Genomic DNA, 21289 nt, shown 5'->3' on the forward strand with positions numbered 1-21289 from the left:
CTATAATGATTTGGTTGTTAAAATAGTACTTCCTTTTGTTTCTAATATTAAACTAGAATTCCAAATTAGGGTTTCTTTTGAAATAATATTAGTTAGCGTTTTTCCGCTTAAACCTAACTCTTCAAATCGAGATAAATCCAAATCTTGGGCCTCATCATTCTTGTTAAGAATATGAACAACAGTTTCGTCATCAATCACTCTTGCTAACATATAAATTCCGTTAAGAGGCGCAAAATGGAGCGTTTTACCGTTATGTAAAGCATCACTAGTTTTTCTGTAATTTAACATCTTACTTAAAAAAGATTGCATCTCTTTTTGAGAATCTGTAAGTCCTTTACCTGTAAACGCATTTATAGAATCGCCTTCCCAACCTCCTGGGAAATCTGTACGGATTACCCCATGATCTCCAGGTTTATCAAAATCGTCCATTAAGATTTCTGTTCCGTAATAAATCTGAGGAATTCTAGGCAATATTAAGAGGTAACTTAGAGCCATTTTAGTATTAGTAATATTCCCATCTAATTGTGTAAAAATGCGACTCATATCATGATTATCTGGAAACACCATAATATCTTTTGGCGACGCATACACAAAATCGTTAGCTAAACCTTCGTACATTTTTACCAGACCTTTATCCCAAGATTCATTTTCTTTTAAAGCTTCAACAATAGTTCTTTGCATGGCGAAATCCATAGTTGATTTTAAATTAGATTCATAACCATCTGCGTTTTTATGACCATCTTGCCAATACGCAATAAGTAAAGGATTGTAACTCCACTCTTCACCTACTATCGAAAAATTTGGGTATTCTGTCATTATTGAACCTGCCCAATCACTCATAAAATCTTTATCAGGATAAGGATATGTGTCTTGACGAATGCCTCCTAATTCTAAAGTTTCTACCCACCAAATACTATTCTGTATAATGTATTTAGCCATAAACGGATTGCGCTGATTTAAATCTGGCATTCCAGATACAAACCAACCATCTGTCATGCCTTCATTATCTTTTTTAGATGCGTATAAATCTTGATTAGAAGTACGTCTATGATTAGAAGTTATGGTTGTTTTACTATCCCAATTATTTATGTTTTTCTCGTAGTTTTCTTGATAATTTACCCAATCTTTAAACGGTAAATCTTTCATCCACCAATGTTCTAAACCACAATGATTTGCTACTTGGTCCATGATGAGTTTCATATCTCTAGACTCTAAATCTGAAGCTAATTTTTTATAGTCTTCTAAAGTTCCGAATCTTGGATCTACCTTATAAAAATCAGTCATTGCATAACCATGATAAGAACCACTTGGCATATCATTTATTAAAACAGGACATGGCCAAACTGCTGTAAACCCAAGGTTTTCTATATAATCTAAATGATCTGTAATTCCTTGTAAATCGCCTCCATGCCTTGCGTAACCATCCTTTCTATCAATTCCTTGTTGTAAAAGTCCATCAACCTCATCATTTTCTGGGTTTGCATTAGCAAAACGATCTGGTGTGATAAGATAAACGGCATCTGAACTATTGAAACCTATGTAATCTTCCGCTGATTTATCTCGTGATTTTAACTCGTAAGTTTGAATTAATTCGGAACTATCTTCGAGCTGAAATGTAATATTGAATTTCCCTGCTTTTGCCGTTTCAGAAATCTCTAAATCTAAGAACAGATAATTTGGACTATCTGCTTTATGTGTTTCCACTAAACTAACACCAGAATAATTAATTTTTGCTATCGACGTACCAATATTAGGATGCTTTACTAATAATTGTAAGTCTTTATTTTTGAAACCAACCCACCAATGTGGTGGCTCCATTTTTTCAATATCATTTAGGATTTCAGTTACAGATTCTGAAACTTCATTTTCTTCAGATTTAGTTTCTTGGCATGAAAACACCGTTGCAACTAATAGTGTTAATAGAGTTAGTTTTAGTGCTTTCATTGTAATTGTATTTTAAAAATGAAACAAGTCCTTGTAGTAAGTTTAAACGAATACCTACAAGGTTTTTGAAACCTTGCAGGATTTTTTATTGATATTTTCGATCTGCTTTTAAAAACCTATTAGGTCTTTTTAGTTAAATAGTAACCATATTATTAGGACTTATAGAAACTTCTTTTCCATCTACATAAATGGTTAATTCTTTATCGCCTTCAAGTTTAAATTGTGTTTCATTTTGGTTAACACTTACAGTGATAACTTGATGTCTAAAATTCACTTTAAATGAATAACCTTCCCATTGCGAAGGAATTTTTGGCTCAAAAGATAAAGTGTCATTTTTAACACGCATACCACCAAAACCTTCAACAATACTCATCCAAGTACCAGCCATTGAAGTAATGTGTAAACCTTCGTGAACTTCGTGATTATAGTCATCTAAATCTAAACGCGATGTTCTTAAATAGAAGGTATAGGCTTGGTCCATTCTATCTAATTTAGCCGCTTGAATACTGTGAACACATGGCGATAATGAACTTTCATGAACCGTAAATGGCTCATAAAAATCAAAATGACGCTCTAGTTCTTCGGTTGTAAATTGATCTTCAAAGAAATACATTCCTTGAAGCAAATCGGCTTGTTTTATATATGGTGAACGTAGAATTCTATCCCAAGACCATTTCTGATTTATTGGTCGTTGCGATTTATCTAAATCAGCAACCGTAATTAATTCTTTATCTAAGAAACCATCTTGTTGCAGATAAACGTTTTCCTCTTCAGAATATGGAAAATACATATTGTCTGCTACCTTTTCCCAAAGTGCTAATTCTTCGTGAGAAATTTTAGTTTTGCCCGAAATCCTAGCGTAATCATCGCTATGACCTTCTTTTACTTTTTTGATCGTTTCTAAAGTATAATCAATACACCATTTTGCAATGTAGTTAGTGTACCAATTATTATTAACGTTGTTTTCGTATTCGTTAGGCCCTGTTACACCAAGGATTACATATTTATTTTTCTTTGTAGAAAAATTAGCTCTTTGATGCCAAAAACGTGCAATACCAATTAAAACTTCTAATCCCATTTCTGGTATGTAACTGAAGTCTCCTGTGTATCTGTAATAATTAAAAATAGCAAAAGCAATGGCTCCATTTCTGTGGATTTCTTCAAATGTAATTTCCCATTCGTTATGGCATTCTTCGCCATTCATAGTTACCATTGGATACAATGCTGCTCCATTAGAAAACCCTAATTTCTCTGCATTTTCTATTGCTTTTTCTAAATGCTTATATCTATACGTTAAAAGATTCCTTGCTACTTCTTGATCTTTAGTAGCCATATAGAAAGGAATACAATATGCTTCTGTGTCCCAGTATGTACTTCCTCCATATTTCTCTCCAGTAAATCCTTTTGGTCCTATATTCAATAATGGATCTGTTCCTAGATAAGTTTGATTAAGATGGAAAATATTAAAACGAATACCTTGTTGAGCTTTAACATCGCCTTCGATAGTGATGTCTGCCATATCCCATATTTTAGCCCAAGCTTGCTTTTGGTCTTCTAACAAATTATTAAAACCTAAAGATTTTGCTTTACTTAATGACGTTTTTGCTACTGCAATTAATTCATTTTTATTGTGATTTCTATCTACGGTGTATCCACCAAATTTATTTATTGCGTATGTTTCGCCTTGCTTAACGTCGTATGCATAACTAAATGAAGCCAAATTAGCATCTGCTTTGAAATTAGGCTCTACCAATATAGATTTCCCATCTATAAAAACTTGAGATTCCATGAAGGTACATGTATAAAAATCTGTTTTCATGGTTTTTGCCTGGATAAAGGCTTGGTTATTCTCATGACTAACCTGTAATGTATCCCAAAACTTATCATCCCAATTGGTATCTTCATTAGTAATACCAGAATCTAAATATGGCTCAAATGTAATTTCTGCATCTGAATTTAGTGGTGTTATACTAAAATCTATTGCACCTACTTCGTCTAAATTTAAACTTAAGAACCGTTTTGTTTTAACTTCAACTTCTATATCATTTTGAAGCGTCGCCACAAAACTTCTTGACAACCAACCCTCTTGCATGTTCAACTCTCTTCTGAATTTTTTGACATATTTACACGCAAATAAATCGAGTTGTTCATTGTTTATAGAAACATTAATACCAATCCAATTTGGTGCGTTTAATACTTTTGCAAAATATTCTGGATAGCCATTTTTCCACCAACCTACTCTGGTTTTGTCGGGATAGTAAACTCCTGCAATATAACTTCCTTGAAAAGTTGGGCCTGAGTATTTTTCTTCAAAATTAGCACGTTGTCCCATAGCACCATTTCCGATACTAAATAAACTTTCTGATGCTTTCACCTGATTTGGGTCAAATCCTTCTTCTATGATTGACCAATTGTTTGGAATGATGTAATCTAGGTTCATTTTAATGATATATTTATTGAATTTTGTTTGGTGTGTTTTCAAAATTTAGAAAAACACCTTTAAAGTCCTTTGACAAGAACAATTCAATCATTTAACTTTTATTTAATTTTCTATTAAGGACTTAATGAGGTCATTAGATATTTCTGTAAAATCTTTAAAGACATAATTTGCGTGACCTAAAACATCCTTACTTCCTATACCAATTGAAATCATATTGGCTGTGTTTGCAGCAGTAACACCAGCTACTGAATCTTCAAAAACAATACAATCTTCTGGTTTCACATCAATTTCTTTAGCGGCAATTAAAAAGACTTCAGGATCTGGTTTTGCTTTTGAAACATCATTACCATCTACTATGGCATTAAAACTAGATTTAAGATTAACGCGTTCTAAAATTGTTCTTGCATTTTTACTCGCAGAACCTAATGAAATAGGTTGATCCATCTCCTTCAAAAACTTCAATACTCTTGGGACATCTAGTAAAATTTCATTTGTATCCATTTCTGCAATGAAGCTGAGATACTCTTCATTCTTCTTACCCATGAGTTCATCAAACAATTCTTGTGAAATAGTTTTATTTCCCCAAGCCAGTATTTTTTCTAGTGAGCGTACTCTACTAACCCCTTTTAATTGTTCGTTTTCTTCTTCAGTAAAATTAATATCTAACCCTTTAGCTAACCTTTGCCACGCTAAAAAGTGATATTTTGCAGTATCTACAATGACACCATCTAAATCGAATATGAATCCTTTTTTGTTCATTTTTAAATTTTATTCTGTAGGTTGATATGATATTGCTGCTTTTTCCGTAATTAAAAAATTACAGAAACCAGCGATAATTAAACTTAAACCTGCTATGGTCATAGCATGTATTGCTTCTTCTCCTAATAGACCAGAAATGAAATTAATGCCACCAAGTGCCGCAATAATTTGAGGGATTACAATAAACATATTGAAAATACCCATAAACATTCCCATTTTCTTTGGGTCTACTGAACTAGAAAGCATGGCGTATGGCATGGACAAAATACTTCCCCAAGCAATACCAATTAATATGAAACAATATTTAAGTTGTTCTGGTGACACAACTGTCATTAATAAGAAACCTGCACCTCCTATTATTAAGGATAGCATGTGCACATATTTTCTATTTATATTTCGTTTTGAAGTATAAAATACTAATAATAAAGCAAAAGCCATTGAGGAAAGTCCGTAAACTCCCATTGCAGAACCAACTGAATTAGATGCTTTTTGAAATGCTGTGTTTTCTAAATCGAATGCTTCTTTATCAATAGCACTTGTCATATCAAAATTAGCTTCTATAGGTGCTGGTGTATTAAATACATGTTCTGTTAAGGCCGGATTTGCCATACTCCACATGGTAAAAAAGGCAAACCAACTAAAGAATTGAATGATGCCCAATTTTTTCATTGTAGATGGCATGTTCCCAATATTATTTAAAATATCTGAAACAAAACTACTTTTTTTAGCTTTCTCTGTTTCGAACTCTTCCATATCCTCAGGCGGATACTCAGTTGTTGTAAATACAGTGTAAAGAATACTTATTAAGAATACAAATGCTCCAATAGCAAAAGCAACCTTAACTGAATCAGTAACAATACCAGGTCCTGCAGAATCGCTTACGCCCATTTTTGAAACCAACCAAGGTAAATTACTAGCTACCCAAGTACCTATTCCAATAATTAAAGTTTGCATTACAAAACCATAAGTTCTTTGGGACTCATCTAATTTATCTGCAACTAAAGCTCTAAATGGCTCCATTGATACGTTAATGGATGCGTCTAGAATCCAAAGAAAACCTGCAGCAACCCATAAGGCTGGCGAGTATGGCACAAAAAATAAAGCTATGGAGCTCAAAACAGCTCCTACAAGAAAATACGGTCGTCGTCTTCCAAAACGAGAGTGCCAAGTTCTATCACTCATATAACCAATAATTGGCTGCACAAGTAAACCTGTTAAAGGTGCTGCAATCCACAATAAAGGGATGTCATGCTTATCTGCACCAAGTGTTTGGAAAATACGTGACATAAAGCCACCTTGCAAAGCAAAACCGAATTGAATTCCTAAAAACCCGAAACTCATGTTCCAAATTTCCCAAAATCCAAGAATACGCTTTTTCATGAAATAGTATATTTAAATTAATACTATTCTGACAAGCTATGCTTATCAAAACTTATGTGAGAAGTGAAAATATAAGTTTTGAATATGGAGCAAATATATGAAAGATTTTAAAATAACAATGATAAAATTCTATTTGGTGGATTCTCGCTCTACTAATTCCGTATTAACAACAACAGTCTGATACTGTTCTTCTTCGGTATCAAACTCCGTTTCAATTTTATCAATTAATAAATCTGCAGCACGTTCTCCCATGAGTTGCGCATGCTGACTAACCGTAGTTAAACTAGGTGTTGAATGCTTTGACAACACACCATCTGTAAAACCAATTACCTGAATATCATTAGGCACATTTAAACCTAATCTCCTTGCTACTTTCATAGCTGATAAAGCATACAATTCATTTACAGCAAATACACCATCAATTTTTTTATGTGCCTTGAAAAGTTGTTCTATTTCTGCTTCAAGTTTTTCTAAATGAACTTCGTAATCTAAAGTATCGTCCATTTTTAAAATTAATTCAGCCTGAGGTGTTATATTACTCTCATGCAAAGCTTCTAGATACCCTTGAGTTCTCAGTTTACCTACACTAACGTAATCTTTAGTAGTTATTAAGGCTATCTGTTTACATTTATTAGCAATCAATTTTTTAACAGCATTTTTTGCGCCATTAAAATCATCCACAATGACTTTATCACATTTAATCTCAGATACCACACGATCAAACATTACAATAGGCATTCCTTGATTTATAGTTTCTGTATAATGGTGATAATCTTGTTGAAGCAAGGTTTCTTTTGACATGGAAAGTATAAACCCATCAATACTACCATTGGCAAGCATTTCCATATTAATTACCTCTTTTGAAAATGACTCATTAGACAACCCAATGATAACATTATAACCTCTTTTGTTAGCCACCAATTCTACACCTCGAATTACTTTAGAGAAAAAATGATGAACTATTTCTGGTATGATAATTCCGATGGTATTTGTCTTTCTGTTTTTTAAACTAAGCGCAATGTTATTGGGTCTGTAATTGTAGAGTTTAGCAAAAGCCTGGACTTTTTGTATTGTATCAGCACTAATTTCCTTACTATTTTTTAAGGCCTTAGACACTGTAGAAATCGATACATCCAATTCCCTTGCAATCTGTTTTAATGTTATTTTCTTTTTCATTTTTAACTTTAAATAAGGAACGAATATAGTTCAAAATTAGAAACTAAATATTGCCAATATCTTAATATTGAAACGAAATAGTGAAAATCACATATTTTTTTTATTATTTTACTGCTAATACCATTTTTTCTTAAAAGTTTTTAACACGCAAACGTTTTCGTGACTTTCGTCATAGTTTTTAACACGCTAATCACATTAAATTTACCTAGATTTAACCCGAGAAGTGAAAATATAAATCAATTAACTAAGTAATTAACTAAAAACATTATATGAAAACATTTTTAAATGCTTTACTATTCTGTCTAATTATTCTACCTGCTTCCATGATGGCGCAATCTACTGCGACAGGTACAGTTACAGATAAAGCAAATGCTATGCCTTTGCCAGGAGTAAATGTCATTATTAAAGGTACCTCAAGAGGAACCTCGACAAATTTTGACGGCAACTATTCAATAGAGGTAAGTAATGGTGAAGTTCTCGTCTTTTCTTATGTTGGTTATACCACACAAGAAATAATATTTAATGGTCAATCTCCTATTGATGTTGCCATTGTAGAAGATGCGTCACAATTAGATGAAGTTGTATTAATCGGATACGGCTCTGTGAAAAAGGAAGATGCAACAGGTTCTGTTGATGTCGTTTCATCAAAAGATTTCAACAAAGGATCGATTGTCTCTACCGATCAATTATTAAACGGTAAGGCTGCAGGTGTAAGGATAACTACATCTGGTGGTTCTCCAGATGCGGCACCGAACATTAGAATTAGAGGTGGTTCATCACTAAATGCGCAAAACAACCCTTTAATTGTTATTGATGGTGTTGCAATTGGTAATGATAATCCGGCTGGTGTATCTAACCCTTTAACATTAGTAAACCCTAACGATATTGAAAGTTTTTCTATACTGAAAGATGCGTCTGCTACTGCAATTTATGGTTCTAGAGCCTCAAATGGTGTAATCATCATTACAACAAAAAAAGGAACTTCAGGTGGTCCACAATTTACGTTCTCTACAGATTACTCAATTAGTAAAATCGGTGATGGTTTAGATATGATGAATGGCGTTGAGTATTCAAGATTCATTCAAGAGTATCATCCAACAAGAGTTGGCCAATTAGGTGTCCCAGCGGGTTCTGTTAGCACAAGTGAAACTGTATCTAGCACACTGAACGGAAGAAACATTTATAATACAGATTGGAGAGATGCTATAACTAGAACAGCTACAACATCTAATACAAACTTTAGTGCAAGAGCAAATTTATTTGACAAGATCCCATTTAGAGGTTCTGTAGGATACACATATGCTGAAGGAATAGTAAAGAACGATGATTATGAGCGTTTAACAATGTCTGTTAAATTAACTCCAAAATTATTAAATGACAATCTTAAGATTGATGTAAATGCTAAAAGTATTTTTGCCTTTAAGAACGCTATTGATTCTGACGGAGCTTTAGGTGAGGCACTAACATTTGATCCTACAAAGCCTATTTTTGACAACTCTGCTGATAATAGATTTGGAGGGTATTACCTCACTACTTTTGATGATGACGACACTTTTAGAAGAATCATTCAATCAAACCCTTTGGCTAGATTAGAACAACGTGAAAGACCTGAAAACGTATATCGTTTTTTAGGAAATGTTGAATTTGATTACACCATGCCTTTCTTTCCTGAACTAAAAGCTGTTGTAAACTTTGGTTTAGATGCTTCTGGATCTAAAATTGAAGAGCGTTTTAGTGAAAATTCTTTTGAAACTTACCAATTTAACGCAGGTAATTCAGATATAGAGAATAATTTCCTTTTCAATCCTGGTGTAAACTATAGAGAAAATCAAAAAATCACAAACACTACTTTAGATGGATTTTTACAGTACACTAAATTACTTACAGGTAAAGTCATCAACAAATGGGATTTACAAGCAGGTTATTCTTATCAGAATTTTAAAAATGATGGTAACCAAGAACGTTATCAGTATGATTTAGATTCGGGTCAAAGAGAACCAGTTTTAAATCCAGCTAATCCAAATTTTAGATATTATAATGTATTAAATCTACAATCATTTTTCGCAAGAGGTAATGTTAGTATTTTAGATCGTTATTTGTTTACAGCATCTATTAGAGCTGATGCCTCTTCTTTATTTACAGAAGAAAACAGATGGGGATATTTTCCTTCTGCAGCATTAGCATGGCAAATAAATGAAGAAGCTTTTTTAGAAAACTCTAAAGTTATTAACTCTTTAAAGTTACGTATAGGATGGGGAGAAACAGGACAGCAAGATATAACTGGCACTGTTGGTTACTATCCATCAATCCCTCTTTTCTTAGCAGGAGATGCTAATAGTCAGTATTTCCCTAATTCATCACTTTATTCTGCAGTTGCCTTTAACCCTAACTTAACTTGGGAAAAAACAAGTACTATTAATTTAGGTTTAGATTTTGACTTATTCAATAACGGATTGCTTTCTGGTTCTTTTGATATTTACAGAAGAAACACAAGAGATTTATTAGCTCAAGCTCCTGTACCTCCAGGACAAGCATTGACCAATTCATTTATTGACAACATTGGAGAAACTGAAAGTGAAGGATTTGAATTAAATCTTAATTTAACTCCTATAAATACAGATGATTTTACACTTAGCTTAGGTGGTAACTTATCTTACAATTCTACAATCGTTACAGACTTAAATAGTTTAGAAACATTAAATGCAGGTGGAACTTTAAGAGGAACTGGTGCTGATTTATTGAGACATGCTATTGATGAACAAGCAGGAAGTGCTTATGTGTTCAAACAAGTTTATGATGCTCAGGGTAATCCTATTCCAAATGCGTTTGTTGATTTAAATGGTGATAACCAAATTACAGATGATGATAGATATTATAAGCAGGTAACACCTAACTGGACATATGGTTTTAACCTAAATGCAAATTACAAAAACTGGGACTTAAGCTCTAGCTTTAGAGGTCAAGTTGGTGGTAACGTCTATAATTTTGCACAATTAAATTTTGGTTTTACCGAAAGCGCAGTGTTTTCTAGTCAAAATAATTTAACTAATGTTTTAAATTTTTATGACGGTTCTGCAAATCCAGTAATTGATAATGTAAATGGAAATGTACAATTCTCAGACTACTATTTAGAGGACGCTACTTTTTTAAGATGTGATAATATAGCTTTAGGTTACCGTTTTAATGAGTTAATTAAAGATGGCTCGTTTAGATTGTATGCTTCTGTAACAAACCCATTCTTAATTACGGACTATTCTGGTGAAGATCCAGAAAATTTTGGAGGTATTGATAGAAACGCTTATCCAAGACCTACCGTTTATACTTTAGGTGTTAATATAGATTTTTAAAAAAAAAATTATGAAAAAAAGATTTTTAATTTTATTGAGTATTGCCATGTTAGGTATTTACACATCTTGTACAGATGACTTAAATACTGAACCAATAGTGGAACTTACTCTTGAAGAGTTATTAGCCTCTGACCCAAATGCAGTTGAAGGATTAGTAGCTAGATTATATGCTTCGTATGCACTAACTGGGCCAAGTGGACCAGGAAGTTCTGACATTGTGAGTCCAGATGCTGGTGAGGGTGCTTTTTTAAGAGCAATTGTTAATTTACAAGACTTTACTGCAGACGGAATGAAAAACAGATGGGGTGATGATGGTTTAGACCAATTAACTACGACATCAAATTGGGACAGAAATAATAAGTTCTTTAGATTATTCTATGACAGAGCGTATTATACTATTCCACAATGTAATAACTTTTTACAAGCATTAGATATTGCTGATTTTCCAGATGAAGAAAACATTGTTGCTGAAACTCGTTTTTTAAGAGCATTGGCTTATTATAACATTATAGATGTATTTGGAAAAGGTGTGCTTGCTACTGAAGTTAATTTTGGACAATCAGAGCCGCTTCCTGAAGCGACAAGATTAGAATTGTTTAACTACACCGAGTCAGAGCTTTTAGCTATTGAACCTGTAATAACAACGACTTCTAGTTATGGTAGAGCCAATAAGTTTGTTGTAGACATGCTTTTAGCTAAACTATATATTAATGCAGAAGTTTACACAGGAACACCAAGATGGGATGATGCTGCAACTTATGTAAATAAAATAATAAATGAAGGAGGTTATTCATTAGATTCTAATTTTGTAAGAATCTTTTCTTCGGATAACAATAGCTCTCCAGAAATTATATTCCCATTACTAGCTGAGTCTTTAACGAGTCAAAGTTATGGTAATACAACTTACATCGTAAATGGAAGCTTAAGTGCTGATACTATGCCTTTAGCGCAGTTTGGTGCCTCTGGAGGTTGGACAGGTCATAGAACAACAAAAGCTTGGTATGGTTTGTTTGGTAACAGCGCAGCTGAATTAGGATCATCTAGTGATGTTAGAGCAAGCTTGTTCTGGACTACAGGTCATAATTATGAAATGAATGATTACAGAGAATGGACAGATGGTTTCCCTTCTACGAAATTTAGAAATACAGCTTCAGATGGCAGTGGAAATCCTGTAGAATTCTCTTCAACTGACTTTCCTTTCTATCGTTTATCTGATGTATACCTAATGTATGCTGAACTTGCGCTTAGAGGAGCAGCTGGTACATCGATGACAGATGCGTTAACTTATGTGAATAATGTAAGAACTAGATCTAATGCTGATGCAGTTGGAATGTCTGATTTAACTTTAGATTTCATAATTGACGAGCGCGCAAGAGAATTAAACTTAGAAGGTATGAGACGAAGTGATTTAATCCGTTTCAACAAATTTACAGGAGGTAGCTATATATGGCCTTGGAAAGGTGGAACAGCAGGTGGTACATCAATATCTGATGACTACAAATTATTTCCAATTCCAGCAACGGCATTACAAGCCAATCCTAACTTAACACAAAATCCAGGTTACTAATACACTAATAAAATAAATAACAATGAAAAAATTAAAATTTATACTACTAGCATTTATTACAGTTGTAAGTTTTACAGCTTGTGAAACGGATGACGATTTAGAATTTGTAGCAAATGAAGCAGAAGGTGTAGCCTTTAACACTTCATTCTTAGAAAACTATGTTTTAAATTCAGCGGTTTCAGCTAATCTTGCTGAGCGTTTTACCTGGAATAATGCAGACTTTGGGGTACCAACTAATATTACGTATTACCTACAAGGTGCCACAGCTGCAGATTTTTCAGATTACATGGCTGGAGACAACTTATATGATTTAGGTAGCAATACTGCTAATCCTGAAGCAAATGAAATCCCTGTTACAGTTGGGCAAATGCTTGCTTTAGCAGAAGTGGCTGGATTAGATAATGATCCTGATACTGCAGAACCTAATACAGGAACACTTTATTTTAGATTAATGGCAGTTATTGGAAATGATGGATTACCATCTTATTCCGAAATAAAAGCTTTAAATGTAGAATTACAAGAACAAACTAGCGTTGGTGGTGGCGGATTTATGCCAGCAACTTGGGGTGTTGTAGGTTCTGGTTACAATGATTGGGGTGGAGCAGGACCTGATGGTCAGTTCTACACTACAAGTGAAGCTGATGTCTATGTCGCTTACGTTACACTTATTGATGGTGAAATTAAATTTAGAGAAAACAACGAGTGGACCAATGATTTTGGTGACAATGATGCAGATGGAACTTTAGATGCAGGTGGATCAAACATCGCTGTAACTGCTGGTACTTATAAAATTGTTCTAGATATTGCTTCTGGTACCTATACAATGGAAGCGTTTTCTTGGGGAGTTGTAGGTTCTGGTTATAATGATTGGGGAGCTTCTCCAGATGCAAAGTTCTATTACGATTATACAACTGATACATTTAAAGTAGGCGTTCAATTAGTAGACGGAGAAATTAAATTTAGACAAAACAACGAATGGACAACTGATTTTGGTGATACTGGAGCTGATGGTACTTTAGATGGTGGTGGTGACAACATCGCTGTTACAGCTGGTCATTATGCTATTACTTTAGATTTTAATGCTAGTACTTATACAATTGAATCTACTGATGTATGGGGAATAGTTGGATCTGGATTTAATGATTGGGGCGGAGCAGGACCAGATTTCGCGCTAACTGAAGTTCAACCTGGTATCTTTTACGGTGATATTGCAACGCTTTTAGATGGTGAAATTAAATTTAGAGCCAATAACGATTGGGCAATGGACTTTGGAGATACAGGAGCAGATGGTACTTTAGATGGTGGTGGAGATAACATCGCTGTTACTGCTGGTTTATACCGCGTTCATATGGACACTGCAAATGGCACTTATATGTTGAATAAAATTCAATAAAAAAGATTTAAAACCCTTAAATCCAAAAAGGGCTGATTAACATCAGCCCTTTTTTTAAACAAAAAAATATGAAAAAGATTTACTTATCCTTTCTATGTATTTGTCTCTCAATATTCGCATTTGCACAGGTCACAATTACTCCGAATCCATTTGAGGTTGATGAAAGTATCACGATTTCGGTTGATATTAATAGTTCAGCTACAGATTGTAATGGACTTAGTAACCCAACTAAAGTATATATGCACTCTGGTGTAGGCGACGGTTCTAATGCGTTTGGTATTAGTGTTGTTGGAAATTGGGGACAAGATGATGGTATTGGTGAAATGACCAATCAAGGCGGAGGAATATTTAGTATTACATTAACGCCTGAAACTTATTATAATTTAACAACTACGCAAGCAGCCAACGTTATACAAATGGGAATGGTCTTCAGAAATGCTGACGGTTCACAAGAAATGAAAGCTAGTGGTTGTAGTGATTTTATATTTGAAGTGGGAACATTTCAAGTTAGTGTTACATCTCCAAGTAGTGACACTACAATTTTAAATTCTGGTGAAGATTTATCGATTACAGCATCAAATATAGGTGGTAATGCAAGCTATACATTGAAGGCAAATGGAACAACGATAGACACAAACGCTTCAACTAATAGTTATAGTTTTGTAGACACTAACATTACAGCTAACAAAAACTACGAACTAACTGCAGTGGCAAATGGCACCACCATTATCAAAACCTTTAGTGTTATAGTAGACCCTGGATCTAATATTGGTATTATGCCAACAACCTATGAAGATGGCATTACATATATTGATGATAATACAGCTGTTTTAGTTTTATACGCAACCGGAAAAGATTTTGTTTATGTAGCAGGTAGCTTTAATAATTGGCAACCAAATTCGGCCTATGCTATGAAGAAAGATCCTACCCGAAATAATAAATTTTGGTTAGAATTAACTGGTTTAACGCCAGGACAAGTTGAAACTTACCAGTATTGGGTTGTAGACAAAACACCTATTGCTAATTCACCATCTTTAGTTAAAACAGCAGATCCGTATTCTACCTTAGTACTTTCTCCATTTGATGACCCTTATATTTCTGCAACAACATATCCTAATTTACCAACATATCCTGCTGGTCAAGAACGAGAAGTTACGGTATTAAAAACAGGGCAAACTGCTTACAATTGGCAGGTTACAAATTTCAATAAACCAAAGAAAGAAGATTTAGTTATCTATGAAGTTTTAGTAAGAGACTTTGATGCTAATAGAAACTATCAAGATATTATAGACAGAATAAATTATTTTAAAAATCTTAATGTCAATGCCATTCAATTAATGCCTGTTATGGAATATGAAGGTAACGAAAGTTGGGGTTATAACACCTCATTTCATATGGCCTTAGATAAGTATTATGGTACTGAGGATAAGCTACGAGAATTAGTAGATGTATGTCATCAAAACGGCATAGCGGTAATTTTAGATATTGCTTTTAACCACGCATTCGGTAGAAACCCAATGGTAAGAATGTGGATGAATGATCCTGATGGAGATGGTTGGGGAGCGCCTAGCTCTGAAAACCCTTACTTTAATGAAGTTGCTTTGCATAGTTATAGCGTTGGTGAAGATTTTGACCACTCTAATCCTAGAACTCAAGATTTTGTAAAACGTACGATTGAACATTGGATTAATGAATTCAATATTGATGGTTTCCGTTGGGATTTAACTAAAGGATTCACTCAAAATTGTACATCTGGAAACGATGGTTGTACGAATGGCTATCAACAAGATCGTGTAGATATTTTAAAAACTTATGCAGATCATTCATGGTCTATAGACACTGATCACTATGCTATTTTTGAGCATTTAGGATCTGATAATGAAGAAAAAGAATGGGCTAACTATCGTTTAGACGAAGGCAAAGGTATTATGATGTGGGGAAAAATGACAGAACCTTATAATGAATTAACTATGGGTCAAAATGGCGATAAGAATATTGACAGAATTGGCCATAATGCTCACACTGGTTTTAATGGACCTAGAGTTGTTGGTTACCCAGAAAGTCATGATGAAGAACGTTTAATGTTTAAAAATCTTACTTATGGAAACACTAGTAATTCTTCCCATAATGTTCAAAATTTAAATATTGCCTTATCTAGAATGTCTGCTTTAGGAGCCGTATCTGCTATGGTTCCTGGACCAAAAATGATTTGGCATTTCGGAGAATTAGGAATGGAGAATTCTATTTTTACCTGTAATAATGGCTCCACTAATTTCCCTGGAGATGGTGATGGCAATGGCGATTGTAAATTAGATACAAAACCACAACCTCAATGGGCAAATAACTGGCTAACTGAAGCATTAAGAGGACAGATCTATGACGATTGGTCTAAACTTCATAAACTAAAAATTGAAGAAGCCGTTTTTGAAGGTGACTACTCAATCACTTCTGGCAGTTTAACACCTAGAATTGATGTATTTGACAATTCAATTCCATCAACGGAATTAAAAAATGTTATTATCCTTGCTAATTTCGATGTATCTACGCAAACAATTAATACAAACTTTCCGAGTGGTGTAACTTCAACTTGGTATGATTTAATGGACCCAACTGGTAATACAACCATTAGCAACTCAACAACTTCCATTTCTATACCTTCAGGTCAGTTTAGAATTTTAGGTAATAAAGCGTCTTCTGTATTAAGTATTGATGACGAAGCTTTCTATGGATTTAGTATTTTCCCAAATCCTTCTGAAAACGCGTTTAGCATAAATGCGAATATTTCAAATGTTGAAATTTACGATTTAACAGGGAAATTAGTAAAGTCATATAACGGCGATTTTACTAAAACAGATTCGTTTGATATTTCATCTTTAAATTCAGGAATATATATGGTTAGAGTTCAAAACGAAAATAATCAAGTATTAACATCAAAATTAATTAAGTCATAAAGATTAAGTGTTTTTTGATTTAAAACAAAAGAGCTTCTTTTATTAGAAGCTCTTTTTTATTTCTTACCATGTTATAATGAATAATTAATGGTACTATCATTTTGAAGGTAATTAGTACTATTGATAAGTTATTGAAACACTAAATTAATATATTTGTTATTTACCTAAAGAATAGTTGTGTAAATTGAGTAAAAATTTCAAACTACATCTCTATAATTAATATAGCGCATATGAGCACAACTTCAAAAACACAAAACAACTTAATCCCAATACTTATAATTGCTGGACTATTTTTTATTTTCGGTTTTGTAACCTGGATAAATGGTGCGTTAATACCTTTTATGAAAACTATAAATGAGCTCACGGATGCACAATCTTATCTTGTAGCTTCGGCATCTTATATTTCTTTTGTCTTGATGGCCTTACCTGCTTCTTATATTCTAAATAAAATTGGTTACAGAAAAGGCATGTCTCTAGGCTTGTTTATTATGGCTATTGGTGCATTAGTATTTATTCCTGCAGCTGAAGCAAGAACCTATTGGGTGTTTTTAACTGGTATTTTTATTCAAGGTTTAGGAATGACTATTTTACAAACCGCTTCAAACCCTTACATTACTATTTTAGGACCTATTGAAAGTGGTGCCAAGCGTATCGCTATAATGGGAATTGCCAATAAAGTGGCTGGTGCGTTAGGTTCTATTATTTTTGGAGCCCTTCTCCTTTCTGGTATTGATGCTGTAAAGGAACAATTAGCTACTGCCTCAGAAGCTGAGAAAGCAACCCTTTTAGATACCATGGCAGACAGTGTTTATTTGCCTTATATAATAATGGCAGCTGTCTTAATTATTTTAGCAATTTTAATTAGAAAAGCGCCTTTACCACATGTTGAACCAACAGAAGAAGAAACAACAACAGAGAACAGTTCTTCCAATAAAAACATATTTCAGTTTCCGCATTTATGGTTAGGTGTAGCTGCTTTATTTGTATATGTTGGTGCAGAAGTTATTGCAGGAGATACAATAATAGCATACGGAATTTCATTAGGTTTTACTGGTGAAGAGGCTAAATATTTCACAACTTATACATTGCTCGCCATGGTAGCAACCTATGCCTTAGGTGTCTTTTTAATTCCAAAATATATTAACCAAAAAACAGCCTTAGTTGCAAGTGCAGTATTAGGAATAGTGTTTAGTCTTTTAATTTTATCAACTTCAGGTTTTATATCTGTTCTATTTGTTGCTGCATTAGGTATCGCAAACGCTTTAGTTTGGCCAGCTATTTGGCCATTAACAATTGATGGTCTTGGCAAACATACCAAAACAGCCTCAGCATTATTAATTATGGCAATATCTGGTGGTGCATTTATTCCGCCCTTATACGGTAGAATTGTAGACAGTTCTAAAAACGAACTTATATCCAAAGGAATTAATGAAACTGAAGCATTAGCAACAGCTTCAACAGAAAGTTACTGGATTTTAATTCCATGCTACGCCATGATATTATTTTTTGCAATTTGGGGACATAAAATGAAAGGTGTATCAAAATAACAAACATGAAAACATATAATTGGGGTATTATTGGATGTGGTGACGTTACAGAACGTAAAAGCGGACCAGCTTATCAAAAAACGGAAGGCTTTGAGTTAACGGCTGTAATGAGAAGAGATGCTGAAAAAGCAGAGGATTATGCTAAGCGGCACAATGTTCCAAAATATTACAGTGATGCTGATAAACTAATCAATGATTCTGAAATTGATGCTATTTACATTGCAACACCTCCAGATTCTCATGAGTATTACGCCTTGAAAGTGGCTGAAGCCGGAAAAATTTGCTGTATAGAAAAACCAATGGCGCCTTCTCACAAAGCTTGTCTGAATATTAATAAAGCCTTTAAATCTAAAAACCTACCACTATTTGTAGCCTATTATAGACGTTCCTTACCACGATTTAATCAAATAAAATCCTGGATTGATGCAAATAAGATTGGTAAAATTAGACATATTAATTGGGTTCTGAATAAGCCTGCAAATGATATCGATTTATCTAAAAAATATAATTGGCGTACAGATGCAACAATTGCGCCTGCCGGATATTTTGATGATTTAGCATCACATGGATTAGACTTATTTGCCTATTTCTTAGGAGACATTAGTAAAGCAAACGGAATTGCTACAAATCAACAAGGTTTATATTCTGCACTCGATGCGATTGAAGGCAATTGGATTCATGAATCTGGAATAACAGGATCTGGAAGTTGGAATTTTGGAACAGAAAAACGAGTAGATTCCGTAAAAATATATGGTGGCAAAGGACAAATCTCTTTTTCGGTATTTAATGAAAACCCTATTGAAATAGAAAGCAACGGAAAAATTGAAAGCTTAGTAATTGAACATCCAGAAAATATTCAACTATATCATGTTGAAAACATTAAGAAACATCTAAATAATACAGCGATACACCCTTCTACTGGAGAAACCGCAGCAAAAGCATCATGGGTAATGGAACAAATATTAGCCATTAACTAATTTTAGGGACAAATAGTAAATCTATTTAAGAATAAAAAAAGCTAACTCGTTAAAGTTAGCTTTTTTTTGATTGTACAGGCGGAGAGACTCGAACTCTCACACCTCGCGGCACTAGATCCTAAGTCTAGCGTGTCTACCAATTCCACCACGCCTGCAACTTTCCAATAATTATTGGGATGCAAATATAAACAATAGTTTCAATATTCAAATAAGATTTTTTTAAGAATATCTTCAAACTAGTTTTCATACTTTTGTTATAAATCAAATACCATCATGCAAACCATACAATCTTATATAAACGACCATAAGGATCGATTTTTAAATGAGCTTATAGAACTTTTAAAAATTCCGTCTATAAGCGCTGATTCAGCCTACAAAACTGATGTTTTAAAAACAGCTGATGCCATTAAAATTAGCTTAAAAAATGCAGGCTGCGACCAAGTTGAAATTTGTGAAACTGAAGGCTATCCTATTGTTTATGGCGAAAAAATAATTGATAAAAATTTACCAACTGTTCTTGTTTATGGTCATTATGATGTGCAACCACCAGATCCGTTAGATTTATGGAACTCACCTCCTTTTGAACCTGTTATTCAAAAAACAGATCTACATCCAGAAGGTGCCATATTTGCAAGAGGTGCCTGTGATGATAAAGGTCAAATGTATATGCATGTTAAAGCTATGGAGTACATGACATCTAACAATGAGTTGCCATGTAACGTTAAGTTTATGATAGAAGGCGAAGAAGAAGTTGGTAGTGTCAACTTAGCTAAATTTGTAGCTGCCAATAGAGAAAAATTAACTAATGATGTTATTTTAATCTCAGACACTGGCATGATAGCTAAAGATGTACCATCAATCACTACTGGTTTAAGAGGTCTTAGTTATGTAGAAGTTGAAGTTACAGGACCAAACAGAGACTTACACTCTGGATTATATGGAGGCGCTGTAGCCAACCCAATAAATGTCTTAACTAAAATGATTGCATCACTTCATGATGAAAACAATCATATTACCATTCCTGGTTTTTATGACAAAGTAGAAAACTTATCTGATGAGGAACGCGCAGAGATGGCCAAAGCGCCTTTTTCACTAGAAGCTTATAAAAAATCATTAGATATTAATGCTGTTTATGGCGAAGCAGGTTATTCTACAAACGAACGAAATTCTATTAGACCTACTCTAGATGTCAACGGAATTTGGGGAGGTTACACTGGTGAAGGTGCCAAAACAGTGATAGCGAGCCAAGCATTTGCAAAAATTTCCATGCGATTAGTACCTAATCAAGATTGGGAAGAGATAACAGATTTATTTAAAACTCATTTTGAAAGTATAGCTCCAGGTGGTGTAACTGTTAAAGTAACACCGCATCATGGCGGACAAGGCTATGTAACACCAATAGATAGTATTGGTTACAGAGCAGCATCTAAAGCTTACGAAGAAACGTTTGGAAAAACACCAATTCCACAGCGAAGTGGAGGAAGTATTCCTATTGTGTCATTATTTGAAAAGGAGCTAAAAAGTAAAACTATTTTAATGGGTTTTGGTTTAGATAGTGATGCCATTCATTCTCCTAATGAACATTTTGGAGTATGGAATTACCTTAAAGGTATAGAAACTATTCCTTGGTTTTACAAGTATTTTACGGAGTCATTCAAATAGAATTAAGTGTAACAAACTCACTATAAACCTTAATAAATCAATACATTAAAAAAATATCCGTTCCGAGTGAGCGGATTTTTTTTACCTTCTTTTTATACTCTACATTTGTAGAATTAAAATTTATATTCTACATTTGTAGAGTTAAT

Annotated in this window: 12 protein-coding genes and 1 tRNA gene; 7 read left to right on the plus strand and 6 right to left on the minus strand. The window is 33.8% G+C overall.

From position 1 onward, the window contains the following. The 5 genes from Q0891_RS12715 to Q0891_RS12735 all read right to left on the minus strand — a co-directional run bounded on the left by Q0891_RS12715 (position 1) and on the right by Q0891_RS12735 (position 7699). Positions 1 to 1944, minus strand: a complete 1944-nt coding sequence (locus Q0891_RS12715) for a glycoside hydrolase family 13 protein (protein WP_299102159.1) — start codon at positions 1942 to 1944, stop codon at positions 1 to 3. A 133-nt stretch (positions 1945 to 2077) separates the two neighbouring features. Then, positions 2078 to 4384 (minus strand): glycoside hydrolase family 65 protein, encoded by a 2307-nt coding sequence (locus tag Q0891_RS12720; RefSeq protein WP_299102191.1) that lies wholly within the window; start codon positions 4382 to 4384, stop codon positions 2078 to 2080. Between the two features lie 102 nt (positions 4385 to 4486). Then, positions 4487 to 5143: a beta-phosphoglucomutase gene (pgmB, locus tag Q0891_RS12725; RefSeq protein WP_299102160.1), complete on the minus strand. Its 657-nt coding sequence runs from the start codon at positions 5141 to 5143 to the stop codon at positions 4487 to 4489. A 9-nt stretch (positions 5144 to 5152) separates the two neighbouring features. Further along, positions 5153 to 6523 (minus strand): MFS transporter, encoded by a 1371-nt coding sequence (locus Q0891_RS12730; RefSeq protein WP_299102161.1) that lies wholly within the window; start codon positions 6521 to 6523, stop codon positions 5153 to 5155. 129 nt (positions 6524 to 6652) lie between these two features. Beyond that, positions 6653 to 7699, minus strand: coding sequence for a LacI family DNA-binding transcriptional regulator (locus tag Q0891_RS12735; RefSeq protein ID WP_299102162.1), 1047 nt, complete (start codon positions 7697 to 7699; stop codon positions 6653 to 6655). Between the two features lie 269 nt (positions 7700 to 7968). Between Q0891_RS12735 and Q0891_RS12740 the strand changes: the two genes are divergently transcribed. The 6 genes from Q0891_RS12740 (at position 7969) to Q0891_RS12765 (ending at position 19481) form a co-directional block, all read left to right on the plus strand. Further along, the gene (locus Q0891_RS12740; protein ID WP_299102163.1) at positions 7969 to 11046 is read left to right on the plus strand and encodes a TonB-dependent receptor; all 3078 of its coding nucleotides are present in this window, start codon (positions 7969 to 7971) and stop codon (positions 11044 to 11046) included. A gap of 10 nt (positions 11047 to 11056) precedes the next feature. Then, entirely contained in the window at positions 11057 to 12613 is a 1557-nt protein-coding gene (locus Q0891_RS12745; protein WP_299102164.1) for a RagB/SusD family nutrient uptake outer membrane protein, read from the plus strand. Between the two features lie 22 nt (positions 12614 to 12635). Beyond that, positions 12636 to 14006: a SusE domain-containing protein gene (locus Q0891_RS12750; RefSeq protein WP_299102165.1), complete on the plus strand. Its 1371-nt coding sequence runs from the start codon at positions 12636 to 12638 to the stop codon at positions 14004 to 14006. Positions 14007 to 14074: 68 nt separating this feature from the next. Next, a complete protein-coding gene (locus tag Q0891_RS12755) occupies positions 14075 to 16957 on the plus strand; it encodes an alpha-amylase family glycosyl hydrolase (RefSeq protein ID WP_299102166.1) in 2883 nt (960 codons plus the stop codon). A gap of 230 nt (positions 16958 to 17187) precedes the next feature. Further along, positions 17188 to 18504 (plus strand): sugar MFS transporter, encoded by a 1317-nt coding sequence (locus Q0891_RS12760; protein ID WP_299102167.1) that lies wholly within the window; start codon positions 17188 to 17190, stop codon positions 18502 to 18504. Between the two features lie 5 nt (positions 18505 to 18509). Then, entirely contained in the window at positions 18510 to 19481 is a 972-nt protein-coding gene (locus tag Q0891_RS12765) for a Gfo/Idh/MocA family oxidoreductase (RefSeq protein WP_299102168.1), read from the plus strand. Positions 19482 to 19554: 73 nt separating this feature from the next. Here the strand turns inward: Q0891_RS12765 and Q0891_RS12770 are convergent. Further along, a tRNA-Leu gene (locus Q0891_RS12770) sits at positions 19555 to 19636 on the minus strand. A gap of 118 nt (positions 19637 to 19754) precedes the next feature. Here Q0891_RS12770 and Q0891_RS12775 point away from each other — a divergent pair. Continuing rightward, positions 19755 to 21143: a dipeptidase gene (locus tag Q0891_RS12775; RefSeq protein ID WP_299102170.1), complete on the plus strand. Its 1389-nt coding sequence runs from the start codon at positions 19755 to 19757 to the stop codon at positions 21141 to 21143. The last annotated feature ends 146 nt before the right edge of the window (positions 21144 to 21289 follow it).

It is taken from the genome of uncultured Winogradskyella sp. (assembly GCF_947498005.1).
GTDB lineage: Bacteria > Bacteroidota > Bacteroidia > Flavobacteriales > Flavobacteriaceae > Winogradskyella.